Below are 22,569 nucleotides of genomic sequence, written 5' to 3' on the forward strand. Positions count from 1 at the left end.
GCTGTTGCCCGTCCTGCTGTTGTGGGGCCTGGGCGGAGCCGCTGCATGGGCGGGGGCGCCGCCGCGCACGCTGCGCTTCGATCAGCTCAGCGTCGAGCACGGGCTGGCGCAGGAATCGGTGCTGGCCATCGCCCAGGACAAGCAGGGTTTCGTCTGGCTGGGCACCCAGGCCGGCCTGACCCGCTTCGACGGCTACCGCACCATCACCTACAAGAGCGCGGTCTCCGACCCGCGCAGCCTGGCCGACAACTGGGTGCGCGTGCTGCACCTGGACCGCAGCGGCCAGCTGTGGGTCGGCACCGACGGCGGCCTGGATCGCTACGACGCCGCCACCAAGGGCTTCACCCACTACCTGCCGCACGAATCGGCGCAGCGCGGCAACGGCAACCGCCACGTGCGCGCCATCGCCGACGACGGCGCGGGCGGTCTGTGGCTGGCCAGCGCCGACGGCCTGCATCACTTCGACCCGGCCAGCGGCCGCTTCACCAGCTGGCACCACGATCCGGCCGATGCCGGCAGCCTGGCCAACGACCAGGTCAACGCGCTGGCGCGCGACGCCGCCGGCCGCCTGTGGGTGGCCACCGCCACCGGCCTCGATATGCTGGCGCCGGGCGACTCGCGCTTCCAGCACTTCACCATCGACGCCCGCGGCGACAGCAAGTACAACGCGGTGCTGGCGCTGCAGGTCGACAGCGCGCAGACGCTGTGGGTCGGCACCCTGGGCGGCCTGGAACAATGGCGCTTGCTGGGCAAGGAACCGCAGCGCCGCCGCCTCGGCCCGCGCGAAGGCATGAAGCCGGGCATGAGCATCACCACCCTGTACGTCGACGCCGAAACCAACGTCTGGATCGGCACCCAGGCCGACGGCCTGCTGCGCTGGCTGCCGTCGGAGAACCGGCTGGTGCAGTATCTGCATCAGTTCAGCGACAGCCACAGCGTGGCCGACAACCAGATCTCGGCGCTGTTCCGCGATCGCGTCGGCACCTTCTGGGTCGGCACCTGGAACGACGGCGCCAGCCGGGTCGACCTGGGCAGCGGCGGCTTCGCCCGCATCGTGCGCCAGGCCGACATCCCCAACACGCTGTCGGACAACAAGGTGCGCGCCATCGTCGCCGAGGCGCGCGGCCAGCTGTGGCTGGGCAGCAGCGGCGGCCTGAATCTGTATGATCCGGTCGTCGGCGAGGGCAAGGTGTGGCGCCACGATCCGCAGCGCGCCAACAGCTTGAGCGACGACCAGGTCACCGCGCTGTGGCGCGAGAAGAACGGCAATATGTGGATCGGCGGGCGGGCCGGCGTCAACCACCTGAACGTGGAGAGCGGCGCGATCAAGGCGCTGTCCTTCGTGCGCGGCGACCCGGCCAGCGACACCATCCGCAACATCGTCGGCGACCGCGGCGGCATCCTGTGGATCGCCTCGCGCGGCGGCCTGCACCGGCTCGACCCGCAGACCATGGAGGTGCGCACCTTCCGCCACGACCCGTCCGACGTGAACAGCCTGTCCGACAACGTGGTGCGCCCCATCCTGGAAGACCGCAAGGGCCAGCTGTGGATCGGCACCTTCAACGGCCTCGATCTGCTGGACCGCAAGAGCGGCACCTTCCGCCACTTCCGGCGCGACCCGGCCGACCCGTTCAGCCTCAGTCACGACGAGGTGCACTACCTGTACGAGGACGGCCGCGGCACCATCTGGGTCGGCACCGCGGCGGGCCTGAACAAGATGGAAGTGGCGGCCAACGGCGCCATCCGCTTCCGGCGCTACTTGCGCAAGGACGGCATCGCCGACGACGCCATCGCCTCCATCCTGCCCGACGACGCCGGCAACCTCTGGCTGAGTACCAACAGCGGCCTGTCGCGCCTGAACACCGGCACGGGCCTGGTGCGCAACTACAGCGGCGCCGACGGCACCATCGAAGGCGCCTACTTCGACGGCGCGGCGCTGCGCACGCCGGACGGCACGCTGTACTTCGGCGGCTTCAACGGCATCACCGCCTTCGTGCCGGCGGAGGTGCGCGAGAACAGCGTGGCGCCGACCGTCGCCATCACCGATTTCCAGATCTTCAACAAGTCGCTCAAGCCGGGGCAGGGTGAACATCCCGACGTGCTGAAGGTGGCGATCGAATACACCAACGCGCTGACGCTGCTCGAGAGCGATTCCGTGTTCTCGCTGGAGTTCGCGGCGCTGCACTACGCGGCGCCGCAGCGCAACCGCTTCGCCTACCAGCTGCAGGGCTTCGACGAGGACTGGGTGGTCACCGACTCCACCAAGCGCTTCGCCACCTACACCAATCTCGATCCGGGCCAGTACACCTTCCGCGTCAAGGCCGCCAACAAGGACGGCATCTGGAACGATAACGCCGCCACGCTGGAGATCACCATCCTGCCGCCGTTCTGGAAAACCTGGTGGTTCCGCAGCGTGTTCGGCCTGGCCCTGCTGGGCGCCGCCTATGCCGCCTACGCCGCGCGCGTGCGCAGCCTGCACCACCAGCAGCAGCGGCTGGAGGAGCTGGTCGGCTCGCGCACGGCCGAAGTCGAACATAAGAACCTGCTGCTGCAACAGCAAAAGCAGGAACTGGAGCAGCGCCGCCTGGAAGCGGAGGCGCAGCGCGCCGAGGCCGAGCAGCGCCGCGTCGACACCGAACGGCAAAAAGAGGAGGTCGAGCGGCAGAAGGAAAACGTCGAGCAGGCGCACCGCAACATCTCGGTGCTGAGTGAACTGGGTCGCGAGATGAGCGCCACGCTGGACATGGAAACCTCGATGCGCACGCTGTACCGCCACGTGCACCACCTGATGGATGCGCAGATCTTCGGCATCGGCTTCGTGCGTGAGGAGCAGGGCGTGATCGACTTCCCGTTCGCCATCGACGCCGGCGTGCGCACCTTGCCCTACCAGCGCAGCCTGGAGCAACCCAACCAGCTGGCCGTATGGTGCCTGAAGCAGCGCAAGCCGGTGTTCATCAACGACTTCGACGCCGAGTTCCGCAACTACATGGACGAATCGGGCCTGGACACGCTGGTGACCTGCGTGCGCGAAGACGGCCTGCCGGCGGCCGTGGCGCAATCGATGATGTACGCGCCGCTGGTGGCCAACGACAAGGTGGTCGGCCTGCTGTGCGTGCAGAGCGTCGAGAAGAACAGCTACCAGCAGGTCCACATGGACATGCTGCAGACGCTCGCCTCGCATGCCGCCGCCGGCCTGGAAAACGCCCGCGCCTACCAGCAGCTGGAAGAGACGCTGCAAACCCTGCGCCAGACCCAGGCCCAGTTGCTGCAACAGGAACGCCAGGTGCGGCTGCACACCGAGGAGCTGGCGCTGGCCAACCGCGCCTTGCAGGACAACGACGAGCGCCTGCGCCTGGCCAAGCAGAAGGCGGAAGACGCCACCCGCCAGAAGTCCGAGTTCCTGGCCAATATGAGCCACGAGATGCGCACCCCGCTGGCCGGCGTGATCGGCATGCTGGGCTTCGCGCTGCGCGACAGCCGGCTGGCGGTCAGCACGCGCGAGCAGATCCTGCGCGGCCAGGCCAGCGCGCAATCGCTGCTGTCGATCATCAACGACTTGCTGGACTTTTCGAAGATCGAGGCCGGCAAGCTGACCATCGAGAATATCGACTTCTCGCTGTCGTCGGCGGTGGAGAACGTGGTCAGCCTGTTCGAGGAGCAGGCCGCCGCGCACAGCGTGCAATTTTGCCTGGAGTTCGGCGAGGGCCTGCCGCAGTTCGTCGTCGGCGACCCGACCCGGTTGCGCCAGGTGCTGGTCAACCTGGTCGGCAACGCCTTCAAGTTCACCGAGCACGGTTCGGTGCGGATGCGCGTCGAACGCGTGCCGCAGGAGGACGATGCGCGGGCCCGCGCCGGTTACAAGGGGGCGCTCAACCGCATCCGCTTCAGCGTCACCGACACCGGCATCGGCATCGAGGCCGAAGCGATACCGCGCCTGTTCCAGCAGTTCGAGCAGGCCGACGCCTCCACCACGCGCCGCTACGGCGGCACCGGACTGGGACTGGCGATCTGCCGCCAGCTGGTCGAGCTGATGGGCGGCGGCATCAACGCCGTCAGCATGCCGGGCGAGGGCAGCACCTTCTCGTTCGAACTGCCGCTGGCGAACGGCGTGCCGCCGCCGCTGGTGCCGCACGTGCCGCGCGAGCCGCACAGCCACCAGCTCAAGGTGCTGTGCGCGGAAGACTTCCCGACCAACCAGATCATCATCCGCATGATGCTGGAAGACCTGGGCCACAAGGTCGACATCGCGGCCAACGGCGCGCTGGCGGTCAAGGCCTGCTCGCTGACGCGCTATGACCTGATCCTGATGGACGGCCGCATGCCGGAAATGGACGGCGCCAGCGCCACCCGCATGATACGCTCGGGCGGCACCGAGGCGGCGCCGGTGCGCGACCAGGAATTGATGATCATCGCGCTGACCGCCAACGCCAGCGAGGAAGACCGCAGCCGCTACCTGGCCGCCGGCATGGACGATTTCCTGACCAAGCCGATCGACGAGGACAAGCTGCACTTCCAGCTCAGCCGGGCGATCGAACGCCAGTTGCAGCGGGGCGTCAAGCTGCCGCGCATGGAGCCGCGCCACAATCCGGCGCTGGGCACGCCGGAGCTGGACTCGCTGTTCGGCGTGGCGCCGGCCGCCGAGGAACCGGCCCGGCTGGCGCAGCACAGCGGCGGCAGCGATCTGAAACTGCGCCTGCGCAGCGCCTTCCACCAGGATGCGCCGCTGCGCCTGGCGGAATTGGAGCGCGCCGTCGAGCAGGCCGACGCCGACACCGCCAGCCGCCTGCTGCACGGCATGAAGGGCAGCGCCGGCTATCTGGAAGAGCAGGAATTGCAGGCGCTGTGCGGGGAACTGGAGCTCGATGCGGACCATGGCAACTGGCCGCGCATCGTCGAAGCCATGCCCCAGCTGCGCACTTTGCTGCTGCGGACTGGCGCGGCTAGCACTTTGTAAGCTGCGGCAATTGGTATAAATCCTTATCTGTCCAGGACGTATAAGCCCGGTTTTTCATGTAATATCGTTGGAAAGTGCCGTACTGAGGTCACACAAAAGTAGTTGTCAAGGGCACAGGGAGTCTCATGAAAGTTCTGGTAGTCGACGACGATGTCGTCTCGCGCATGGTGTTGATGCATCTGATCGACAGCTGCGGCAAGTTCGATATCGTCGAAGCGGAAGACGGCGCCGACGCCTGGCAGCAGCTGGAAGACGGCTTGCGTCCTGCGATCTGCTTCTGCGACCTGCGCATGCCGCGCCTGTCCGGCATGGAGCTGCTCCAGCGCGTGAAGGGGCACCCGGAAATCAACACCATGCCCTTCGTGCTGGTGACGTCGGCCAACGACAAGGATACCGTGCAGGAGGCCTCCAATTCCGGCGCGGCCGGGTATATCGTCAAGCCATTCCAGGCCGAGCAAGTGCGCGTGCACCTGGTGAGTTTCCTCGACCAGGCGGCCAGCGGCTACGACCACCACGCCGAAGATCCGGCCACCACCTTGCGCCGCCTGGGCATCAACGCCGAGCGGCTGTTGGTCTACCTGAGCGGTTTCCAGAACCAGCTGACCGCCGCCAGCGGCGACCTGGAGGCCTTGCTGGTCAAGGCCCAGCAGCCGGAGGCGCAAGCCCGCATCGACCGCCTGCACGCCGGTTGCGTCACGCTGGGGCTGGACGGCGCGGCCGTTGCGCTGAAGGGTTTGGATCCGGGCGGCTTGACCAACGAGGCGGTGCAAGCGGTGCTGGCCGACGTGGTGCGCGCCGTGATCCATCAATCCGGCCTGGTACGACAGGGCGTCTCCGCCTGAACGATAGCACTTGATGTTGAGATAGTTTAGGTTTAAAGTATCTGCTGGGTGAGCAGTTGATACCGAACGACCTTCAACTTCAGGGCGACCATGACCAGACCGACAGCCAGTTCCGCCAGCGCTTCCGTTGCCAGCGGCGACAGCGCGCATACCGACCGCTATGCGCGCGAGCACTTGCCGCCGCCGGAGCAATGGCCCGAGTTGCGCTTCGACCTGCCCGAGCTTCAATACCCGCCGCGCCTCAATTGCGTGGCGGAGCTGTTCGACGGCGCGCTGGCCGGCGGCGGCGCCGAACGCGTGGCGGTGCGCGGCGAGCAGCTGAGCTGGACCTACGCCCAGCTGCAGGAGCAGATCGACCGCATCGCCCATGTGCTGCGCGGCCCGTTGGGGCTGGAGGCAGGCAACCGCGTGCTGCTGCGCGGCGCGAACAACCCGATGATGGCGGCCTGCGTGCTGGCGGTGCTGAAGGCCGGCTGCATCGCGGTGCCGACCATGCCGCTGCTGCGCGCGCGCGAACTGGGCGCGATCGCCGGCAAGGCCGAGATCAACGCCGTGCTGTGCGCGGATGGCTTGCGCGCCGAAATGGAAGCGGTGGATATGCCCGCCGCCGTGCGGGCGAAAACGCTGTGGTTCGGCGGCGCCGACGCCGGCGCGCTCGGTTCGCTGGAGGCACTGATGGCGCAGCAGCCGGCCAGCTTCGACGCGGTGGACACGGCGGCCGACGACGTCTGCCTGATCAGCTTCACCTCCGGCACCACCGGCATCCCGAAGGGCACCATGCATTTCCATCGCGACGTGATGGCGATCTGCGACTGCTTCCCGCGCTCGGTGCTGGCTTCGCAACGCAGCGACGTTTTCATCGGCACGCCGCCGCTGGCCTTTACCTTCGGCCTGGGTGGCTTGCTGCTGTTCCCGTTGCGGGTCGGCGCGACCGCCGTGCTGCTGGAAAAACTGACGCCGGAAACCCTGCTCAAGGCGATCGAACAGTACCGGGCCACGGTGTGCTTCACGGCGCCCACCTTCTACCGGCAGATGGCGCCGCTGGCCGGCAAGTACGACATCGGCAGCCTGCTCAAGACCGTCTCCGCCGGCGAGGCGCTGCCGCTGGCCACGCGCGAGAGCTGGCGCCAGGCCACCGGACTGGCGATGATCGACGGCATAGGCGCGACGGAACTGCTGCACATTTTCATCTCGGCGGCGGGCGACCAGATACGGCCCGGCGCCACCGGCAAGCCAGTGCCGGGCTACCAGGCCTGCATCCTCGACTACGACGGCAATCCGGTCGGGCCGGGCGTGATCGGCAGGCTGGCGGTCAAAGGCCCGACCGGCTGCCGCTATCTGGCGGATGAACGTCAGCGCGACTACGTGCTCAATGGCTGGAACCTGACCGGCGACGCCTACGAGATGGACGCCGACGGCTATTTCTACTACCGCTCACGCACCGACGACATGATCATCTCGGCCGGCTACAACATCGCCGGCCCGGAAGTGGAGGACGCGCTGCTGCGCCATCCCGCCGTGGCCGAATGCGGCGTGATCGGGCGGGCGGACGAGGAGCGCGGGCAGATCGTCGAGGCCCATGTGGTGCTCAAGCCGGGCCACGAGGCGTCGCCGGAGCTGACGGCGCAACTGCAGGAATTCGTCAAAGGGCAGATCGCGCCGTACAAGTATCCGCGCGCCATCCGCTACCTGACCGCGCTGCCGCGCACCGAAACTGGAAAACTACAGCGTTTCAAATTGAGAGTCGTATGAATATTGTGTGCATAGGCGGCGGCCCCGCCGGGCTGTATTTCAGCCTGTTGATGAAGAAGCAGGACCCGTCCCACCAGATCACGGTGGTGGAGCGCAACCGTCCCTACGACACCTTTGGCTGGGGCGTGGTGTTCTCCGACCAGACGCTGGGTAACCTGATGAACTCCGACGAGCCGACCGCGCGCGCGATCCTGCAATCGTTCAACCATTGGGACGATATCGATGTCTTCTTCAAGGGCGAGAAGGTCACGTCCGGCGGCCACGGCTTCTGCGGCATCGGCCGCAAGCGCCTGCTCAACATCCTGCAGCAGCGCTGCGAGGAGCTGGGCGTGTCGCTGGTGTTCGAGACCGAGGTGCTGGACGACCAGCAGATCGCCGCCCGCTACGGCGCGGATCTGGTGATCGCCTCCGATGGCCTGAACAGCCGCACCCGCAGCCGCTACGCCGACAGCTACCAGCCGCAGATCGAAGCGCGCCAGTGCCGCTTCGTGTGGCTGGGCACGCGCAAGAAGTTCGACGCCTTCACCTTCGCCTTCAAACAGACGGAGCACGGCTGGTTCCAGGCCCACATCTACCAGTACGACGGCGATACCTCGACCTTCATCGTCGAGACGCCGGAATCGGTGTGGCGCGCGGCGGGGCTGGAGGAGATGAGCGCGGAGCAGTCGATCGCCTATTGCGAGCAGCTGTTCGCGGAGCAGCTGGACGGGCACGAGCTGATGTCCAATTCGGCGCACCTGCGCGGCTCCGGCATGTGGATCAAGTTCCCGCGCATCGTCTGCGGGCAGTGGGTGCACTGGAATGGCGACGTACCGGTGGTGTTGATGGGCGACGCCGCGCACTCGGCGCACTATTCGATCGGCTCCGGCACCAAGCTGGCGCTGGAGGACGCGATCGAACTGGCGCGCTGCTTCGGCCAGCATGCCGATGCTGCCGCTGCTCTGGCGGCGTATCAATCGGCGCGGGCGGTGGAGGTCATCAAGCTGCAAAGCGCGGCGCGCAATTCGATGGAGTGGTTCGAAAACGTCGAGCGCTACACGGCGATGGAAGCGCCGCAGTTCGCCTATTCGATGCTGACGCGCAGCCAGCGCCTGTCGCACGAGAACCTGCGCCTGCGCGATGCGGCCTACGTGGCGGACTACGAGCGCTGGTTCGCAGCCCGCGCCGGCGAACAGGCCGGCCTGGCGCCGGCGAAGGCCGCGCCGCCGATGTTCACGCCGTTCAAGGTGCGCGACGTCGTTCTGAAGAACCGCATCGTCGTCTCGCCGATGGCGCAGTACAGCGCGGTGGACGGCGTCGTCGGCGACTATCACCTGGCCCATCTCGGCGCGCGCGCGCTGGGCGGCGCGGCGATGGTGTTCGCCGAGATGACCTGCGTGTCGGCCGATGCGCGCATCACGCCGGCCTGTCCCGGCATGTACGCGCCGGAGCACACGCAGGCCTGGAAACGCATCGTCGATTTCGTCCACCAGCACAGCGACGCCAGGATCGCGCTGCAACTGGGCCACGCCGGCGCCAAGGGTTCGACCCGCGCCATGTGGGACGGCATCGACCAGCCGCTGGACAAGGGCAACTGGCCGCTGGTCTCCGCCTCGCCGCAGCAATACCTGGCCGGCATATCGCAGACCGCACACGCCATGACGCCGGCCGACATGGACCGCATCGAAGCCGACTTCGTGCGCGCCGCGCAGGCGGCCGACGCGGCGGGCTTCGACTGGCTGGAGCTGCACTGCGCGCACGGCTACCTGCTGTCGTCCTTTATCTCGCCGCTGACCAATCAGCGCGGCGACGAATACGGCGGCAGCCTGGAAAACCGCTGCCGCTATCCGCTGCGCGTGTTCGCCGCGATGCGCGCCGCCTGGCCGCAGCACAAGCCGATGAGCGTGCGCATCTCGGCCCACGACTGGGTCGAAGGCGGCATCACGCCGGACGATGCGGTGCGCATCGCCCGCCTGTTCAAGGCTGCCGGCGCCGACATGATCGACTGCTCGTCGGGCCAGGTCAGCAAGCTGGAACAGCCGGTCTACGGCCGCATGTTCCAGACGCCGTTCGCGGACCGCATTCGCAACGAGGCTGGCATCGCCGCGATCGCGGTCGGCTCGATCTTCGAGGCCGACCACGCCAACGGCATCATCGCCGCCGGCCGCGCCGACCTGTGCGCCGTCGGCCGCCCGCACCTGGCCAATCCGGCGTGGACGCTGGCGGAAGCGGCGAAGATCGGCTATTCCGCCGTTGCCTGGCCCAAGCAGTACGTGCCGGCCAAGCAGCAGCTGGAACGCAATCTCGAACGCGAGCGCCAGCTGGCGGCGGCCAATACCGGCCTCACGCCGCAGCAGGTCGCGGCCAGGCTGCTGGAAGGATAAGCCGATGAATACCACGAACAAATCCCGCGCGGCCTATCTGGCGCCTGGTTCGACCCCGCTTGGCGCGAACCTGCCGCTGGCCGGCAAGCATGCGCTGGTGACGGGCGGCGCGCGCGGCATCGGCGCCGCCTGCGCGCAGGCCTTGCTGCTGCGCGGCGCGCGCGTCACGCTGGCGGGCCGCGATGCGCAGGCGCTGCTGGCCGCCGTCGAATCCATGAACGCCATCGCCCAGCCGCTGGGCGGCGCGGCCGCCATGCAGGTGCTGGACGTGACCGATGAGGAATCGGTGCGCAACGGCTTCGCCGCCGCCGTCGCATGCTTCGGCCGCATCGACATCCTGGTCAACAACGCCGGCCAGGCCGTGTCCGCGCCGTTCGGCAAGACCGACGCCGCGCTGTGGCAGCGCATGCTGGACGTGAACCTGACCGGCACCTTCCACTGCACCCAGGCCGCGCTGCCCGGCATGCTGGAGGCGAAGTGGGGCCGCATCGTCAACGTCGCCTCGACAGCGGGGCTGGTCGGTTATCGTTACGTGTCGGCCTACGTCGCGGCCAAGCACGGCGTGATCGGCCTGACGCGCGCGCTGGCGCTGGAAGTGGCGACCAAGGGCGTGACGGTCAACGCCGTCTGCCCCGGCTACACCGAAACCGATATCGTGCGCGAGGCGGTCGCCAACATCGTCGCCAGGACCGGCCGCAGCGAGGACGAGGCGCGCGCCGAACTGGCCGCCGGCAATCCGCAGAAGCGGCTGGTGCAAAGCGGGGAAGTCGCCAGCGCCGTGGCCTGGCTTTGCCTGCCCGAAGCGGGCGCCATGAATGGACAATCCGTCGCCGTCGCCGGCGGCGAAGTCATGTGAAGTACGAGGAAACCATGCCACCATATTCAGATAACGAGAACGAACCAAACCCGATCGAGGACGAGGATGCGCCGGTGCTCGACCTGGCCAGCCGCCTGACGCAGGACCATCACCAGTCGCTCAAGCTGTGGCTGCGCATGTTGTCCTGCACCGTCAGGATCGAGAACGAAATCCGCAGCCGGCTGCGTGCCAGCTTCGGCATCACCTTGCCGCGCTTCGACCTGATGGCGCAGCTGGAGCGCTATCCGCAGGGCCTGCGCATGGGCGAGCTGTCCAAGCGCATGATGGTCACCGGCGGTAACATCACCGGCATCACCGACCAGCTGGAGCAGGAGAAGCTGGTGGTGCGCGTGCCGGACCCGAAGGACGGCCGCGCCTACAGCGTCAAGCTGACGGCGGCCGGCCGCAGGGCCTTCGCCACCATGGCCGCCGAACACGAAGGCTGGATCGCCGAGCTGCTGCAAGGCCTGTCCGGCGCCGACAAGAGCCAGATGATCGACCTGCTGTCGCAGATGAAGCAGCACCTGAACGCCTCGGACGAAAAATAAGGAACCACCCCATGCGATATCTTCCCGGCGAAGCCCCGCAACTGCCCGGCAACCGCGCCGCACTGGCCCACTACCAGGCCAGCCATTTTCTGTTTGACGTCAGCGGCGGCGTCGCCACCTTGACGCTCAATCGCCCCGAGCGCAAAAACCCGCTGACCTTCGAATCCTACGCCGAGCTGCGCGACCTGTTTCGCGCGCTGGCCTATGCGGACGACGTCAAGGCGGTGGTCATCACCGGCGCGGGAGAGAACTTCTGCTCCGGCGGCGACGTGCACGACATCATCGGCCCGCTGACCAAGCTGGATATGCCCGGCCTGCTGGCGTTCACGCGCATGACGGGCGACCTGGTGAAGGCCATCCGCGCCTGCCCGCAGCCGATCGTGGCGGCGGTGGACGGCATCTGCGCCGGCGCCGGCGCGATCCTGGCGCTGGCCTCGGACATCCGCCTCGGCACGGCGCGCAGCAAGACCGCCTTCCTGTTCACGCGGGTCGGCCTGGCCGGTTGCGACATGGGGGCCTGCGCCTTGCTGCCGCGCGTGATCGGCCAGGGCCGCGCGGCCGAGCTGCTGTACACCGGCCGTTCGATGTCCGGCGCGGAAGCGGAGCGCTGGGGTTTTTTCAACAGCCTGCAGGAACCGGAAGCGCTGCTGGCCGCCGCGCGCGCGTTCGCGCAAGGCCTGGCCGATGGTCCGACCTTCGCCCACGGCATGACCAAGAAAATGCTGCAGCAGGAATGGAATATGGGCGTCGACGAGGCCATCGAAGCGGAAGCGCAGGCGCAGGCGATCTGCATGGCGACCAATGATTTCCACCGCGCCTACCATGCCTTCGTGGCCAAGCAAAAACCTGAATTCGAAGGCGACTGATGAGCGATAAAACCTATCTGGAATGGCCGTTCTTCGAGAAACGTCATGTGGTGCTGGAGCGCGAACTCGATGCCTGGGCCGCGCAGCATATCGCGCAGCATCACGAGGCCGACGTCGATGCCGCTTGCCGCCAGCTGGTGCGCCAGCTGGGCGACGCCGGCTGGCTCCAGCATGCGATCGCCGGCGCGGCGGGGGAGAGCATCGACACCCGCGCCATCTGCCTGATCCGCGAAACGCTGGCGCGCCACAACGGCCTGGCCGATTTCGCCTTCGCCATGCAGGGCCTGGGCTCGGGCGCCATCAGCCTGCACGGCACGCCGGCCCAACGCCAGGCTTACCTGCCGCGCGTGGCGCGCGGCGCGGCGATTGCCGCCTTCGCGCTGTCCGAGCCGCAGGCCGGTTCCGACGTCGCCGCCATGCAGTGCGCGGCGGTCCTGGATGGCGAGCACTATGTGCTCAACGGCGAGAAGACCTGGATCTCCAACGGCGGCATCGCCGATTTCTACGTGGTGTTCGCGCGCACCGGTGAGCAGCCTGGCGCGCGCGGCATCAGCGCCTTCATCGTCGACGCCGATACGCCGGGCTTGGAGATCGCCGAGCGCATCCAGGTGATCGCCCCGCATCCGCTGGCGCGGCTGGTGTTCCGCGATTGCCGCGTGCCGGCCACGCAGCGCATCGCCGCGGCGGGGCAGGGCTTCAAGGTGGCGATGTCGACGCTGGACGTGTTCCGCACCTCGGTGGCGGCGGCCGCGCTGGGCTTCGCGCGGCGCGCGCTGGACGAGGCGCTGGCGCACGCCATGCAGCGCAAGATGTTCGGCCAGATGCTGGCCGATTTCCAGATGACGCAGGCCAAGCTGGCGCAGATGGCGACCGGCATCGACGCCGCCGCGCTGCTGACCTACCGCGCCGCCTGGCAGCGCGACCAGGGACGCAACGTCACCAAGGAGGCGGCGATGGCCAAGCTCACCGCCACCGAAACGGCGCAGCAGGTGATCGACGCCGCGCTGCAGATGTTCGGCGGCCTGGGCGTGGTCAGCGAGCAGCCGGTCGAGCGCCTGTACCGCGAGATCCGCGCGCTGCGCATCTACGAGGGCGCCACCGAAGTCCAGCAACTGATCATCGCGCGCGAATTGCTGCGCGCGGCAAACACCAAGGAACTATGATGGAATTTCTTCAACCGCCGGGCTGGGTGCGGCCGCGTGGCTATTCGAACGGCGTGGCCGCCAACGGTCGCATGGTGTGCGTCAGCGGCATGATAGGATGGGACGGGCAGGGCGTGTTCCACACCGACGACTTCGCCGGCCAGGTGCGCCAGGCGCTGCAAAACGCGGTCGAAGTGTTGGCCGAGGCCGGCGCGCGGCCCGAGCACATCGTGCGCATGACCTGGTATGTGCTCGATAAAAAGGAATACGTCGGCGCCTACAAGGAAGTGGGCGCGGCCTACCGCGAGATCATCGGCCTGCATTTCCCGGCCATGACGGCGGTGCAGGTGGCCGGGCTGGTCGAGGACCGGGCGCGGGTGGAGATCGAGGTGACGGCCGTGGTGCCCTGAGCACCGCCGCTCCGCTTGACAGTGGCGGCAAATCGGGCATACTTGACAAGATTTACCTATTTGACAAGCTATGCTGGCATAGCTGTCGCTAACTTTTCCCGGAGTGTAATTTTGACGAATTTTTTTTCCAGCCCGCTGATCAGTGAGCGCATCGAGATCACAGGCGGACGAGCCACCGGATTCGACTATATGCGCTTCGGGCTCGCCTTACTTGTCATTTGCTTTCACTCCATCATCACCAGTTATGGTTCGGAAACCCAGGCGCGCGTGACGCACAGCGGCCTGGGCTTTGCCTGGAACCTGATCTTGCCGGTCTTCTTCTCGCTGAGCGGCTTCCTCGTCGCCGGCAGCCTGGAGCGCTCCAAGAGCATCGGCGTGTTCCTCGGCCTGCGGGTGATGCGCATCTTTCCGGCGCTGGCGATGGACACCCTGGTCTGCGCCCTGTTGCTGGGGCCGTTGCTGACGACGCTGGCGCTGCAGTCCTACTTCAGCCACCCCGAGTTCAAGTCGTATTTCCTCAACATCCTGGGCATCATCCACTTCGAGCTGCCCGGCGTGTTTGACGGCAATCCGTCGCACAAGGTCAACGGCCAGCTGTGGACCATACCGGTCGAGCTGGAGTGCTATATCACCTTGACGCTGCTGGGCATGCTGAGCCTGCACCGGCACCGCCGCCTGATGCTGGGCGCCTTCTGCGCCCTGTTCGCTTATTCGCAGTTGCAGGTGATGCTGCGCGGCACCGAGCCGGCCGACGGCCGGGTGCTGTTGCTGTGTTTCTGCGCCGGCGTCAGTTTTTACCAGTTCCGCGAATTCATCCGCCTGAACGCGTTGGCCACGCTGCTGGCGGCCGGGGCGGCGCTGTTGTGCCTGATGTATCCGCAGGCCAAATACCTGCTGGCGTTGCCGGCCACGTATCTGACGGTGGCGCTGGGCTTGCTCAATCCGCGCAAGTCGACCTTCCTGCAAAGCGGCGACTATTCCTACGGTCTGTTCCTGTATGGTTATCCGCTGCAGCAGACGGTGGTCAACCTGGTGCCGGCGGCGCGCGACTGGTACGTCAACCTGGCGCTGTCGATCCCGCTGGCGCTGGCGTTTGCCGTCTGTTCCTGGCATCTGGTGGAAAAGCGGGTGATGGCACACAAGGGCATCCTGTTCAGGATGCAGGACTGGTGCAGCGCGCTGGCGGCGCGGGCACTGCGCGGCTGAGTGGTCCCCCCGACTGGAATCGAACCAGTATCCCACGCTTAGGAGGCATGTGCACTATCCATTGTGCTACGGGGAGGGGACGCGGGCCGCGCCGGCTGGCACGGCCGCCCGCAATTATAGCCGACCGGCGCCGCGCCGGTCGAGCTTTCCTACTGGCGGCGCGGGCGCCGCACCATGACGTCGACCACCTTCAAGCCGTCGGCTGCGGCCACCGTATGCATGCGCAGCCAGCTCGGATTGCCTTGCGGGGCCAGTGCGCCGGCCGCCGTTTCGGCGTAGGCGGTCGGCGTCAGCTCGGTGACGCGGCGCCATTCGATGTGGTGGCCATAGGCCTCGGCGCTGTTCTGGGCCGGCCGCAGCAGGCTGCCGTCGGCCGCCACCACCAGCGGTCCGGCCGGGCGCGCGCAGCGGATGTCGGACAGCACCGGATTGGCCGCGTGGGCCTGCCACGGGCCGGCCAGCTGGTCGGCGTGGTACAGGTGTAACTCCTCGCCGCGTTCGGCGCCTTCCTCGACCACGCTGACCCACATCCACCAGCGGCCGTCGCTGTGCCGCAGCAGCGTGGCGTCGACCGCGTTGACCCCCTCCAGCAGCACCGCCACGCGCTGCCACTGGCCGGGGAACGCGACGCAGCGATACAGTTCGACCCGGCGGGTGGCCGAGGTCTCCGGCACCATGTACAGCTGGCCGCCATCCTTCACCATGAACGGGTAGCTCAGGTGGTAGTCGGTTTCCATCAGCGGCAGCGGCGCGCCGTGGCTGCCGTCGGCGCGCACTTCGATCGCCAGCAGGCGGCCGCGCGGCGCCGCGAACGGCAATTCCTCGAACATGATCCAGTGCCGTTGCTGCCAGAACAGCGGCATCGGGTCGGCCCAGAACACCGATGCCGGCGGCGTCAGGAAATGGAAGCGCTCCAGCTGCGTCCACGCCGCCGCCGGGTCGAAGCTGTAGGCGATCTGCCATTGGTCGAGGTAGCGGCGGCGCTCGCTGCGGTTGTGCAGCACCCGGCGCGCCACGCCGGCCAGCAGCGCCAGGCCGCCGGTCGGCGCCGGCGCCGGCAGCGCGGCCGCGGCGTCGGCCTGCGCCGGCGGCGTCGGCGCCACGCCGGCCAGCCGCGGCGCCAGGCTGCGCGCCATGAAGGCGCGCGCCTTGTTGAGCGCGCGCCGGCGCGTGGCGGTCAAGGAATTGGTGACGGCGGCGCTGACCGAACGGTAGGCCAGCGCCGGCGGCGTCTGCGCGTAGTCCAGCAGGCGCGTTTCGCACAGGTGCGGCGCGCGCAGCATGCAGTCGGCGCCGGCCAGCGGGGCGGCGGCCAGCAGCGTGTCGAGCGTCAGCGCCCACAGCGCCATGCCGGCCGGGGCCGGCGCCGCCAGTTGCGGCGGCAGCGGCAGCAGCCAGACCACCACGTCGATGCCGTCCGCCTGCCAGGCCTGCAGCGCGGCGGCCGGCACGGCGATGGCGCCGTCGCGGCGTTGCCAGGACGCGCTGGCGGCGGCCGGCGCGGCCGGCGGCGCGACCGCGCGGTCGACGCTCGGGCCGCGCGCCATCAGGCGGCGGTCGAAGCGCTGGTACAGGCGCGCCGCCAGCGGCGCCGGCTCGGCGGCGGCCGGCACCACGGTCCAGCCGTGCCAGCTCGTTCCCGGCAGCGCCAGCATCGCCGCCACCATGTCGCGCGCCCAGGCCGGCCATTGCGGGCCGGCGCTGACGATGTGCAGGCGGCCGCTCATGCCGCCGCCGTCAGTTGCTGCAGCAGCGCCAGGTAGCGCCGCGCGGTGGTGGCCGGCGCGTGCTCGCGCTCGAAATACGCGTGGCCGGCCGCGGCCAGGCGGCCGTGCGCGGCCGGGTCGTCCATCAGGCGCCGCAGTTGCTGCGCCAGCGCGGCGTCGTCGGCCGCCAGGCCGTAGGGCGGCTGGCCGTCGACGCGCGAACCGGTGTCGAACAGCGCCAGGCTGGGCACGCGGCGCGACCAGGCCTGCAGGAAGGTGTTGGGGAAGCCCTCGTGGTCGGAGGTGTTGACCAGCACGGCGGCGCGGTCGAAATAGCCGTCGGCCTGGTCGAACGGCACGAAGCCCATGAACGTCAGGTTGGGCAGGGTCGCCGCCTCGGCCTCGATGCGCGCGTAGTATTCCAGCACCGCCGGGGTGTCGCCCATGGCGCCGCCGATCATGCGGAACTGCAGGTCGGGGCAGGCGCGCGCCAGCGCCAGCAGGCGGTCGGGCCGCTTGACCGGCCGTATCATGCCGACCCACAGCACTTCGCGCGGCGCGCCGGCGCCGGCCGCGGCGCCCTGGCCGCCGTCGGGCGCGGTGTAGCAGCTGGGGATCAGGGTGGCGCCGCGCCCGTGGTGGGCTCGCAGCAGCTCGGCCTGGCGCGGATTCTGCACCACCACCGCGCTGGCCTGCTGCAGGCCGCGCCGGAACAGCCAGCGGTCGCGCCGGTTGTGCACGTTCGGCGGACCGGGCTGGAAGTCGAGGTCGGAGGCGCCGGCATAAATGCTGGGCTTGCCATGCCAGCGGCACCAGGCCGTCATCAGGCCGGTCGCCATGCCGGAACAGCGCTGGTAATACACGTCGGCGTTGGCGCGCCGCATCGCGCCGAACAGGCCGGTGATGCGCGGGTGCAGGAAGCGCAGGCCGCGCACGCCGTCGCCGGGGCCGTAGGTGCGCAGCACCCGGATGCCGTCGATCCACTCCTCCTCGGGCTGGCCATAGTCCATGCAGATGAAGGTGACGGCGATGCCGGCGCGCACCAGCGCGCGGGCGATCATCACCTGCTGCACCTGGGCGCCGCCCAGTTCGCGCAGGTCGCGGCGGCCGGCCAGCACCGGATAGGCGGTCAGGGCCAGCATGCACAGGTGCAGCGGGGGCGTCGGGGCGGGGGCGTTCACAGGATTCACGGGGCGATGTATTGTTGGTAGACGGTTTCCAGCGCGCTCACGGCGCACTCGAGCGTGGCGTGCTGGTCGACCCAGGCGCGCTGGCGCTGGCCCAGCGCGGCGTCGCCGGCGGCGCGCTCGATCGCCGCCGCCAGCGCGGCGGGGTCGCGCCGGTCGAGCACCTGCCAGGGTTCCGGCAGGATCATGCGGATGTCCGAATAGGCGGTGCTGACCACCGGCACGCCGGCCGTCATCGCTTCGAGCACCACGTTGGGGAAGCCTTCGCGCAGCGAGGTCGAGAACAGCACGTCGCACTGCGCCATCAGCTCGATGACCTGCTTGCTGTTGCCCAGCCGGTGCACCCGCTGCGGCGCCGCCAGCGCGGCGAACGCGTCCTCGACCTCGGCCGCGTAGCGCTGCATCTCGCCCATGCCGACCTGGGCGTAGGGCAGCAGCGGCTGGAACGGCGCGCCGATGAACACCACATGCCACGGGCGGCCGGGCGCGGCCAGCAGCGCCCGGCACACCGCCGTCGCCAGCAGGAAATCCTTGTCCGGCTTGACCGAGCCGACGAAGCAGGCCAGGCGGGCGTCGGCGTCGATCCCCAGCTGGGCCCGCAGGCCGGCGGCGGCGGCGGCGCGCGCGCGCATGGCGGCCACGTCGATGCCGTTCCAGACCACGTGGATGTGGCGCGCCAGGCCGCGGTACATGCGCTGCGCCAGCGCGGCCCCGGCCCACGAGTTGGCCACCACGCCGGCCGTCATCCAGCTGGTGGCGCGGTGCACCCATTGCTGCGCCGGGCGCAGCGCATAGTCGCTGCTGCGTTCGGCGCACAGCACCGGCACGCCGCTGCCGAAGGCGGCCAGCCGCGCGTACAGGTTGCCGTCGAACAGGAAACCGTGCACCAGCTGCGGGCGCCAGTCGCGCAGCACCGCGCGCAGGCGGCCGAGCAGGCGCCAGTCCATGCGGCTGCGCTTGCTGTCCTCCCACAGCGGGATGCCGGCCGCGCGCACCTCGTCGGCGCGGCCGGTGCCGCTGACCAGCGAATAGATGGCCACCGCGTGGCCGCGCGCCTGCAGCCCGCGCGCCAGCGCGATGATCTGGGTTTCGGCGCCGCCGTAGCCGAGCCCGGGACAAACGATCAGGATGCGCATCTCAACTCCGGCGGCCGCGTTGTTTGAGCCACTGGTAGGCGCGGCCGCGCCAGGTCAGGGCGATGACGCCGTCGAACTCGCGCGCGACGACGCCGCCGAATTCCTGCTTGAAGGCGTTGATCTGCAGTTTCTGCTGGTCGCTGTGGCCGGCGTACCAGCCGCCGAAGTCGTACACGCCGCAGTGCGCCGCCTTGAGCGCGACCATGTCGCGAAAGTGCAGCCAGCGGTTGGCGCGGCCGATCAGGCTGCGCTGGGCGCCGTCGGCGCTGGCGCGGTACAGCGAGGCCGACTGCAGCAGCCGGGCCCGGCCCTGCGAGACGATGTAGCTGTGCGCCACCAGCGGCGCGCCCTCGTGTTCGGCCCAGCTCAGCAGCAAGGCGCCGGCGCCGGCGGCCTGCGCCAGGTAGGCGCGCTCGCACAGCGGCAAGCCCTTCTGCGCGGCGAAGCCGTCGTAGAAGTCGGCGTAGGCGGCCAGCGCGGCGGCGTCCGGCGCCGCCTGCAGGGTGAAGCTGAGCTGGTCCTTGGCCTCGGCGCGCCGCACCTGGTACTGGGTATCCTTGGTGAAGGCGGCGGTCCAGTCGGCCGGTTCGCGGCCGAGGTCGATGAGCAGGGTGTGCTTTTCCGCCACGCTGCCGCGCCAGTCGGCCACCGGCCACTGGCGCGCGATCAGCAGGTCGGCGCCGCCGGCGTCGCCGGGACGGCCGAACCAGGCCTCGGCGGTGCGCACCCAGCGGCCCTGATTCACGATGCAGGCCGGGGCGTTCATGCCGCCGCCTGCGGGTGTGCGGCGCGCCACTGGGCGGCGAAGCCGCCCAGCGTCATGCCGCTGTGGCTGCGGGCGATGGTGGCGAACAGCTGGCGCAGGTCGGCGAACAGCTGCTCGACGTCGCCGTCGGCCGGGAAGTAGGGACTGCCGCCGGGCATGAATTCGGACGAGTGGATCATGAACTCCAGGTAGGGCGCGCTGACCGCCTCGCGCGCCACCAGCCGCAGCACGCGCTCGAGGTTGCCGCGCTTGAGGCGCAGCCAGTGCACCGGGTCGGCCAGCCGGTAGGCCAGCGAGCGCACCAGCGGCAGCCGGTACAGCTGCGGCGCGGCGCGCGTGATCCACGACGGCCGGGTGGTCATCGGCACCTCCAGCAGCGCGCTGGCGCCGGGCCGGCCCAGGTGGTCGGGGTCGACATAATACGGGTGTTGCGGGAAGTGGCGGTAGTCGCTGCCGCCGGCGCCGTCCGGCGCGCCGGGCTGGGCGCGCCACGACACGCCCGGCGTCACCGAGCAGTCCACCGTGTAGCCGTGCGCCAGCAGCGCGCGCGCGTAGCGCTCGTCCATGGCCCAGCGGCCGGCGCGGTGCGACACCATCTTGCAGCCGAAGGTGTCCTCCAGCAGCGCGGTGTGGATCCTCACCTTTTCCATCAGCACCGCGTCCGGATACTCGATCAGGTAGGGGTGGTGGCGGTGGTCGTCGGCGGTGCGCGCCACGTGCGGCGGGCTGTCCCAGGCGTGGATGTGGCAGCCCACTTCGGCGCGGCCGTCGGCGATGGCGGCGCGCGCCAGCGCGACGAACGGCGGCGCACTGGCCATTTCCCAGTTGGTCAGATAGGTCGGCTTGAAGCCGAATTCGTCGCACAGGGCCTGGAAGCGCGGGATGTGGGCGGCGTTGCGGGTGGACGGCGCGCCGGCGCCGCGGCCCCACAGGTTGTCGCCTTCGGTGTCGATGGTGATGATGAACGGTTTCATGGTCGGGGAGCGGGGGTCAGGTGGCGGCGGGCGCCGGGAGGATTTTGTGCGGCAGCCAGCCGCGCTGGCGGGCGATCAGCAGATAGGGCAGGGTGATGACGGCGCCGGCCAGCAACATGCCGGGCAGCGGCGCCAGGCCGGCCGGGCGGTATTCATAGCCGAGACGGGCCAGCGCGGCCAGCGCCCAGCAGACCGCGACCATGGTCAGCAGGCTGACCCAGGCCTGCAGCCGGGCCAGCGGCCACTGCAGGGTGGCGGCCAGCTTGCGCAGGATCAGGCTGCGCTCGAGCACCGCCATGATGACGCCGCCCGAGGCGGCGCCCACCAGCCCGAAGGTGTAGCCGCCGGCCAGCGAGATCAGCAGCGACAGGCACAGCAGCGGGCCGCTGATGCGGGCCGAATAGCGCATCTGCCCGGCCAGCAGCACCAGGCTGTTGAGCTCGACGATCTGCAGCAGCCAGCTCAGCACCAGGATGCGCATCACCGGCACCGCGCCGACATAGGTGGCGGTGTAGATCAGGGTGTAGATCGGTTCGCCGAAGCACCAGATGAAGGCCAGCGTCGGCACCGCGAAGAAGGCGACGATCAGGTTGGCGCGGTTGTTGGTGTCGATCACCGCGTGCCAGTCGCCGCTGGCCTGGTGCTTGCTCATCGACGGCATGAAGGTGCTGGAGATGGCGCGCCGCATCATCAGCACCAGCGAGCCGAACACGGCGCCCAGCGAAAACACGGCGAACTGCACCGTGCCGAACAGGGCGGCGGCGATCCACTGGTCGGCCTGGCGGCGCACCGAGATCAGCAGCGAGGACAGGCCCAGCGGCATGGCCTGCGCGCTCTGGGTCTGCCAGTGGCGCCGGGTCGGCGCCGCGTGGCCGAGCCGATGGTGGTGGCGCGCGTACTGGCACAGCAGCAGCAGCCGCACCGCGGCCACCACCGACAACATATAGAACACCGCCACCACGCTGCCGTAGTAGTAGGCGGCGGCGCCGGCCAGCACGGTGCGCAGCACGGCCAGGGCGATCACCGCGCGCGCCTGCCAGTCGCCGCGCTCGTCGGCCACCGGCAGGTAGTCGATCATGCCGCCGCTGACCCACAGCACGGTAAACAGGCCGCCGGCGCCGGCCAGCGCGCGCAGGCCGGCGGTCGGCGCCCACCAGTGCATGGCGGCCGCCACGCCCAGTCCGGACAACACGCCGATCAGCGCCATATAGGCCGCGGTCACGGCCACGTAGCGCTGGCGGTCGTCGGCGCCGGACTTGGGCAGGAACATCGCCAGCGTGTCGGGCATGCCCATCGGCAGCATGCCGGCGCAGCCGGCCGCGATCAGCCACAGCAGCCGGTAGTCGCCGAACGCCTCGATCGTCAGGTGGCGCACCAGGATCACCGGCAGGATCACCTGCAGGCCCAGTTCCACCATCTGCGACAGCACCAGCCAGACGGAGCGGCGGCCTAAACCCACGACGGGGCTCCGGCGGCGGCAGGGGGGGCGTGCGGGGTCGGTATGGTCATAGGGTCGGGAGCGGGGGTGAGGGCGACGCGGGCGTACGCTTGTTATTTGCAAGGCAAGATATTGTAAAGCAAAAGCCGGATCGCTGTCGAACCAGCGGTGCGCGCGGCCCGGGGCCGGCTTGTCGCGCCGCCGCCACGACAGTATATCAACAGTGGGCGGTTTTTTTTGCGCGGCGCCGGCGCCGCATACCCCTGCGGCCAGGAAAAAGGCGTATCTTTTGGCTTTAATGCCCGCCGGTAGGAAAATACATTTCCACTCAGAAAGCATGAATCCGTCTATCATACGGGATATACCGATGCGGCGCGGCCGCTCACCAGCACATCAAGGGTGTGGGGCGCGACCTGGCCGGCA

Annotated in this window: 16 protein-coding genes and 1 tRNA gene; 10 read left to right on the plus strand and 7 right to left on the minus strand. The window is 69.1% G+C overall.

Going from position 1 to position 22,569, the window contains the following annotated elements; all coding sequences use genetic code 11:
* Position 1 precedes the first annotated feature (1 nt).
* The 10 genes from AC07OK_RS26815 (at position 2) to AC07OK_RS26860 (ending at position 14,939) form a co-directional block, all read left to right on the plus strand.
* Positions 2–4,954, plus strand: coding sequence for a two-component regulator propeller domain-containing protein (locus AC07OK_RS26815; protein ID WP_494693150.1), 4,953 nt, complete (start codon positions 2–4; stop codon positions 4,952–4,954).
* Between the two features lie 125 nt (positions 4,955–5,079).
* Positions 5,080–5,796, plus strand: coding sequence for a response regulator (locus AC07OK_RS26820; RefSeq protein WP_494693121.1), 717 nt, complete (start codon positions 5,080–5,082; stop codon positions 5,794–5,796).
* A 90-nt stretch (positions 5,797–5,886) separates the two neighbouring features.
* Complete coding sequence (locus AC07OK_RS26825; RefSeq protein WP_494693122.1) at positions 5,887–7,548, plus strand: AMP-binding protein; 1,662 nt, start codon at positions 5,887–5,889, stop codon at positions 7,546–7,548.
* Positions 7,545–9,911 carry a bifunctional salicylyl-CoA 5-hydroxylase/oxidoreductase gene (locus tag AC07OK_RS26830; RefSeq protein ID WP_494693123.1) on the plus strand — a complete coding sequence of 789 codons (2,367 nt, stop codon included), beginning with the start codon at positions 7,545–7,547 and terminating at the stop codon, positions 9,909–9,911. Before AC07OK_RS26825 ends, AC07OK_RS26830 begins: the two co-directional genes overlap by 4 nt.
* Positions 9,912–9,915: 4 nt before the next feature.
* On the plus strand, positions 9,916–10,767 hold the full coding sequence (locus tag AC07OK_RS26835) for an SDR family NAD(P)-dependent oxidoreductase (protein WP_494693124.1): 852 nt from the start codon (positions 9,916–9,918) through the stop codon (positions 10,765–10,767).
* A gap of 14 nt (positions 10,768–10,781) precedes the next feature.
* Positions 10,782–11,315 carry a MarR family winged helix-turn-helix transcriptional regulator gene (locus tag AC07OK_RS26840; RefSeq protein ID WP_494693125.1) on the plus strand — a complete coding sequence of 178 codons (534 nt, stop codon included), beginning with the start codon at positions 10,782–10,784 and terminating at the stop codon, positions 11,313–11,315.
* Between the two features lie 11 nt (positions 11,316–11,326).
* Entirely contained in the window at positions 11,327–12,181 is an 855-nt protein-coding gene (locus tag AC07OK_RS26845; protein ID WP_494693126.1) for an enoyl-CoA hydratase family protein, read from the plus strand.
* Positions 12,181–13,344: an acyl-CoA dehydrogenase family protein gene (locus AC07OK_RS26850; protein WP_494693127.1), complete on the plus strand. Its 1,164-nt coding sequence runs from the start codon at positions 12,181–12,183 to the stop codon at positions 13,342–13,344. Before AC07OK_RS26845 ends, AC07OK_RS26850 begins: the two co-directional genes overlap by 1 nt.
* Positions 13,344–13,733 carry a RidA family protein gene (locus AC07OK_RS26855; protein ID WP_494693128.1) on the plus strand — a complete coding sequence of 130 codons (390 nt, stop codon included), beginning with the start codon at positions 13,344–13,346 and terminating at the stop codon, positions 13,731–13,733. Before AC07OK_RS26850 ends, AC07OK_RS26855 begins: the two co-directional genes overlap by 1 nt.
* Positions 13,734–13,922: 189 nt before the next feature.
* Positions 13,923–14,939, plus strand: a complete 1,017-nt coding sequence (locus AC07OK_RS26860; protein WP_494693129.1) for an acyltransferase family protein — start codon at positions 13,923–13,925, stop codon at positions 14,937–14,939.
* Position 14,940: 1 nt separating this feature from the next.
* Here the strand turns inward: AC07OK_RS26860 and AC07OK_RS26865 are convergent.
* The 7 genes from AC07OK_RS26865 to AC07OK_RS26895 form a co-directional block, all read right to left on the minus strand.
* Positions 14,941–15,015 (minus strand) — tRNA-Arg (locus tag AC07OK_RS26865).
* A gap of 73 nt (positions 15,016–15,088) precedes the next feature.
* Positions 15,089–16,666 (minus strand): glucosamine inositolphosphorylceramide transferase family protein, encoded by a 1,578-nt coding sequence (locus AC07OK_RS26870; RefSeq protein ID WP_494693130.1) that lies wholly within the window; start codon positions 16,664–16,666, stop codon positions 15,089–15,091.
* Positions 16,663–17,826: a glycosyltransferase family 4 protein gene (locus tag AC07OK_RS26875; protein WP_494693131.1), complete on the minus strand. Its 1,164-nt coding sequence runs from the start codon at positions 17,824–17,826 to the stop codon at positions 16,663–16,665. The genes AC07OK_RS26870 and AC07OK_RS26875 overlap by 4 nt, the downstream gene beginning before the upstream one ends.
* A gap of 5 nt (positions 17,827–17,831) precedes the next feature.
* On the minus strand, positions 17,832–18,968 hold the full coding sequence (locus tag AC07OK_RS26880; protein WP_494693132.1) for a glycosyltransferase: 1,137 nt from the start codon (positions 18,966–18,968) through the stop codon (positions 17,832–17,834).
* 1 nt (position 18,969) lies between these two features.
* A complete protein-coding gene (locus AC07OK_RS26885) occupies positions 18,970–19,734 on the minus strand; it encodes a GNAT family N-acetyltransferase (RefSeq protein ID WP_494693133.1) in 765 nt (254 codons plus the stop codon).
* Positions 19,731–20,708: a polysaccharide deacetylase family protein gene (locus AC07OK_RS26890; RefSeq protein WP_494693134.1), complete on the minus strand. Its 978-nt coding sequence runs from the start codon at positions 20,706–20,708 to the stop codon at positions 19,731–19,733. The genes AC07OK_RS26885 and AC07OK_RS26890 overlap by 4 nt, the downstream gene beginning before the upstream one ends.
* A 16-nt stretch (positions 20,709–20,724) precedes the next feature.
* Entirely contained in the window at positions 20,725–22,167 is a 1,443-nt protein-coding gene (locus tag AC07OK_RS26895; RefSeq protein ID WP_494693135.1) for a lipopolysaccharide biosynthesis protein, read from the minus strand.
* Positions 22,168–22,569: the final 402 nt, after the last annotated feature.

It is taken from the genome of Duganella sp. GW821-FHT07G03, from assembly GCF_059418605.1.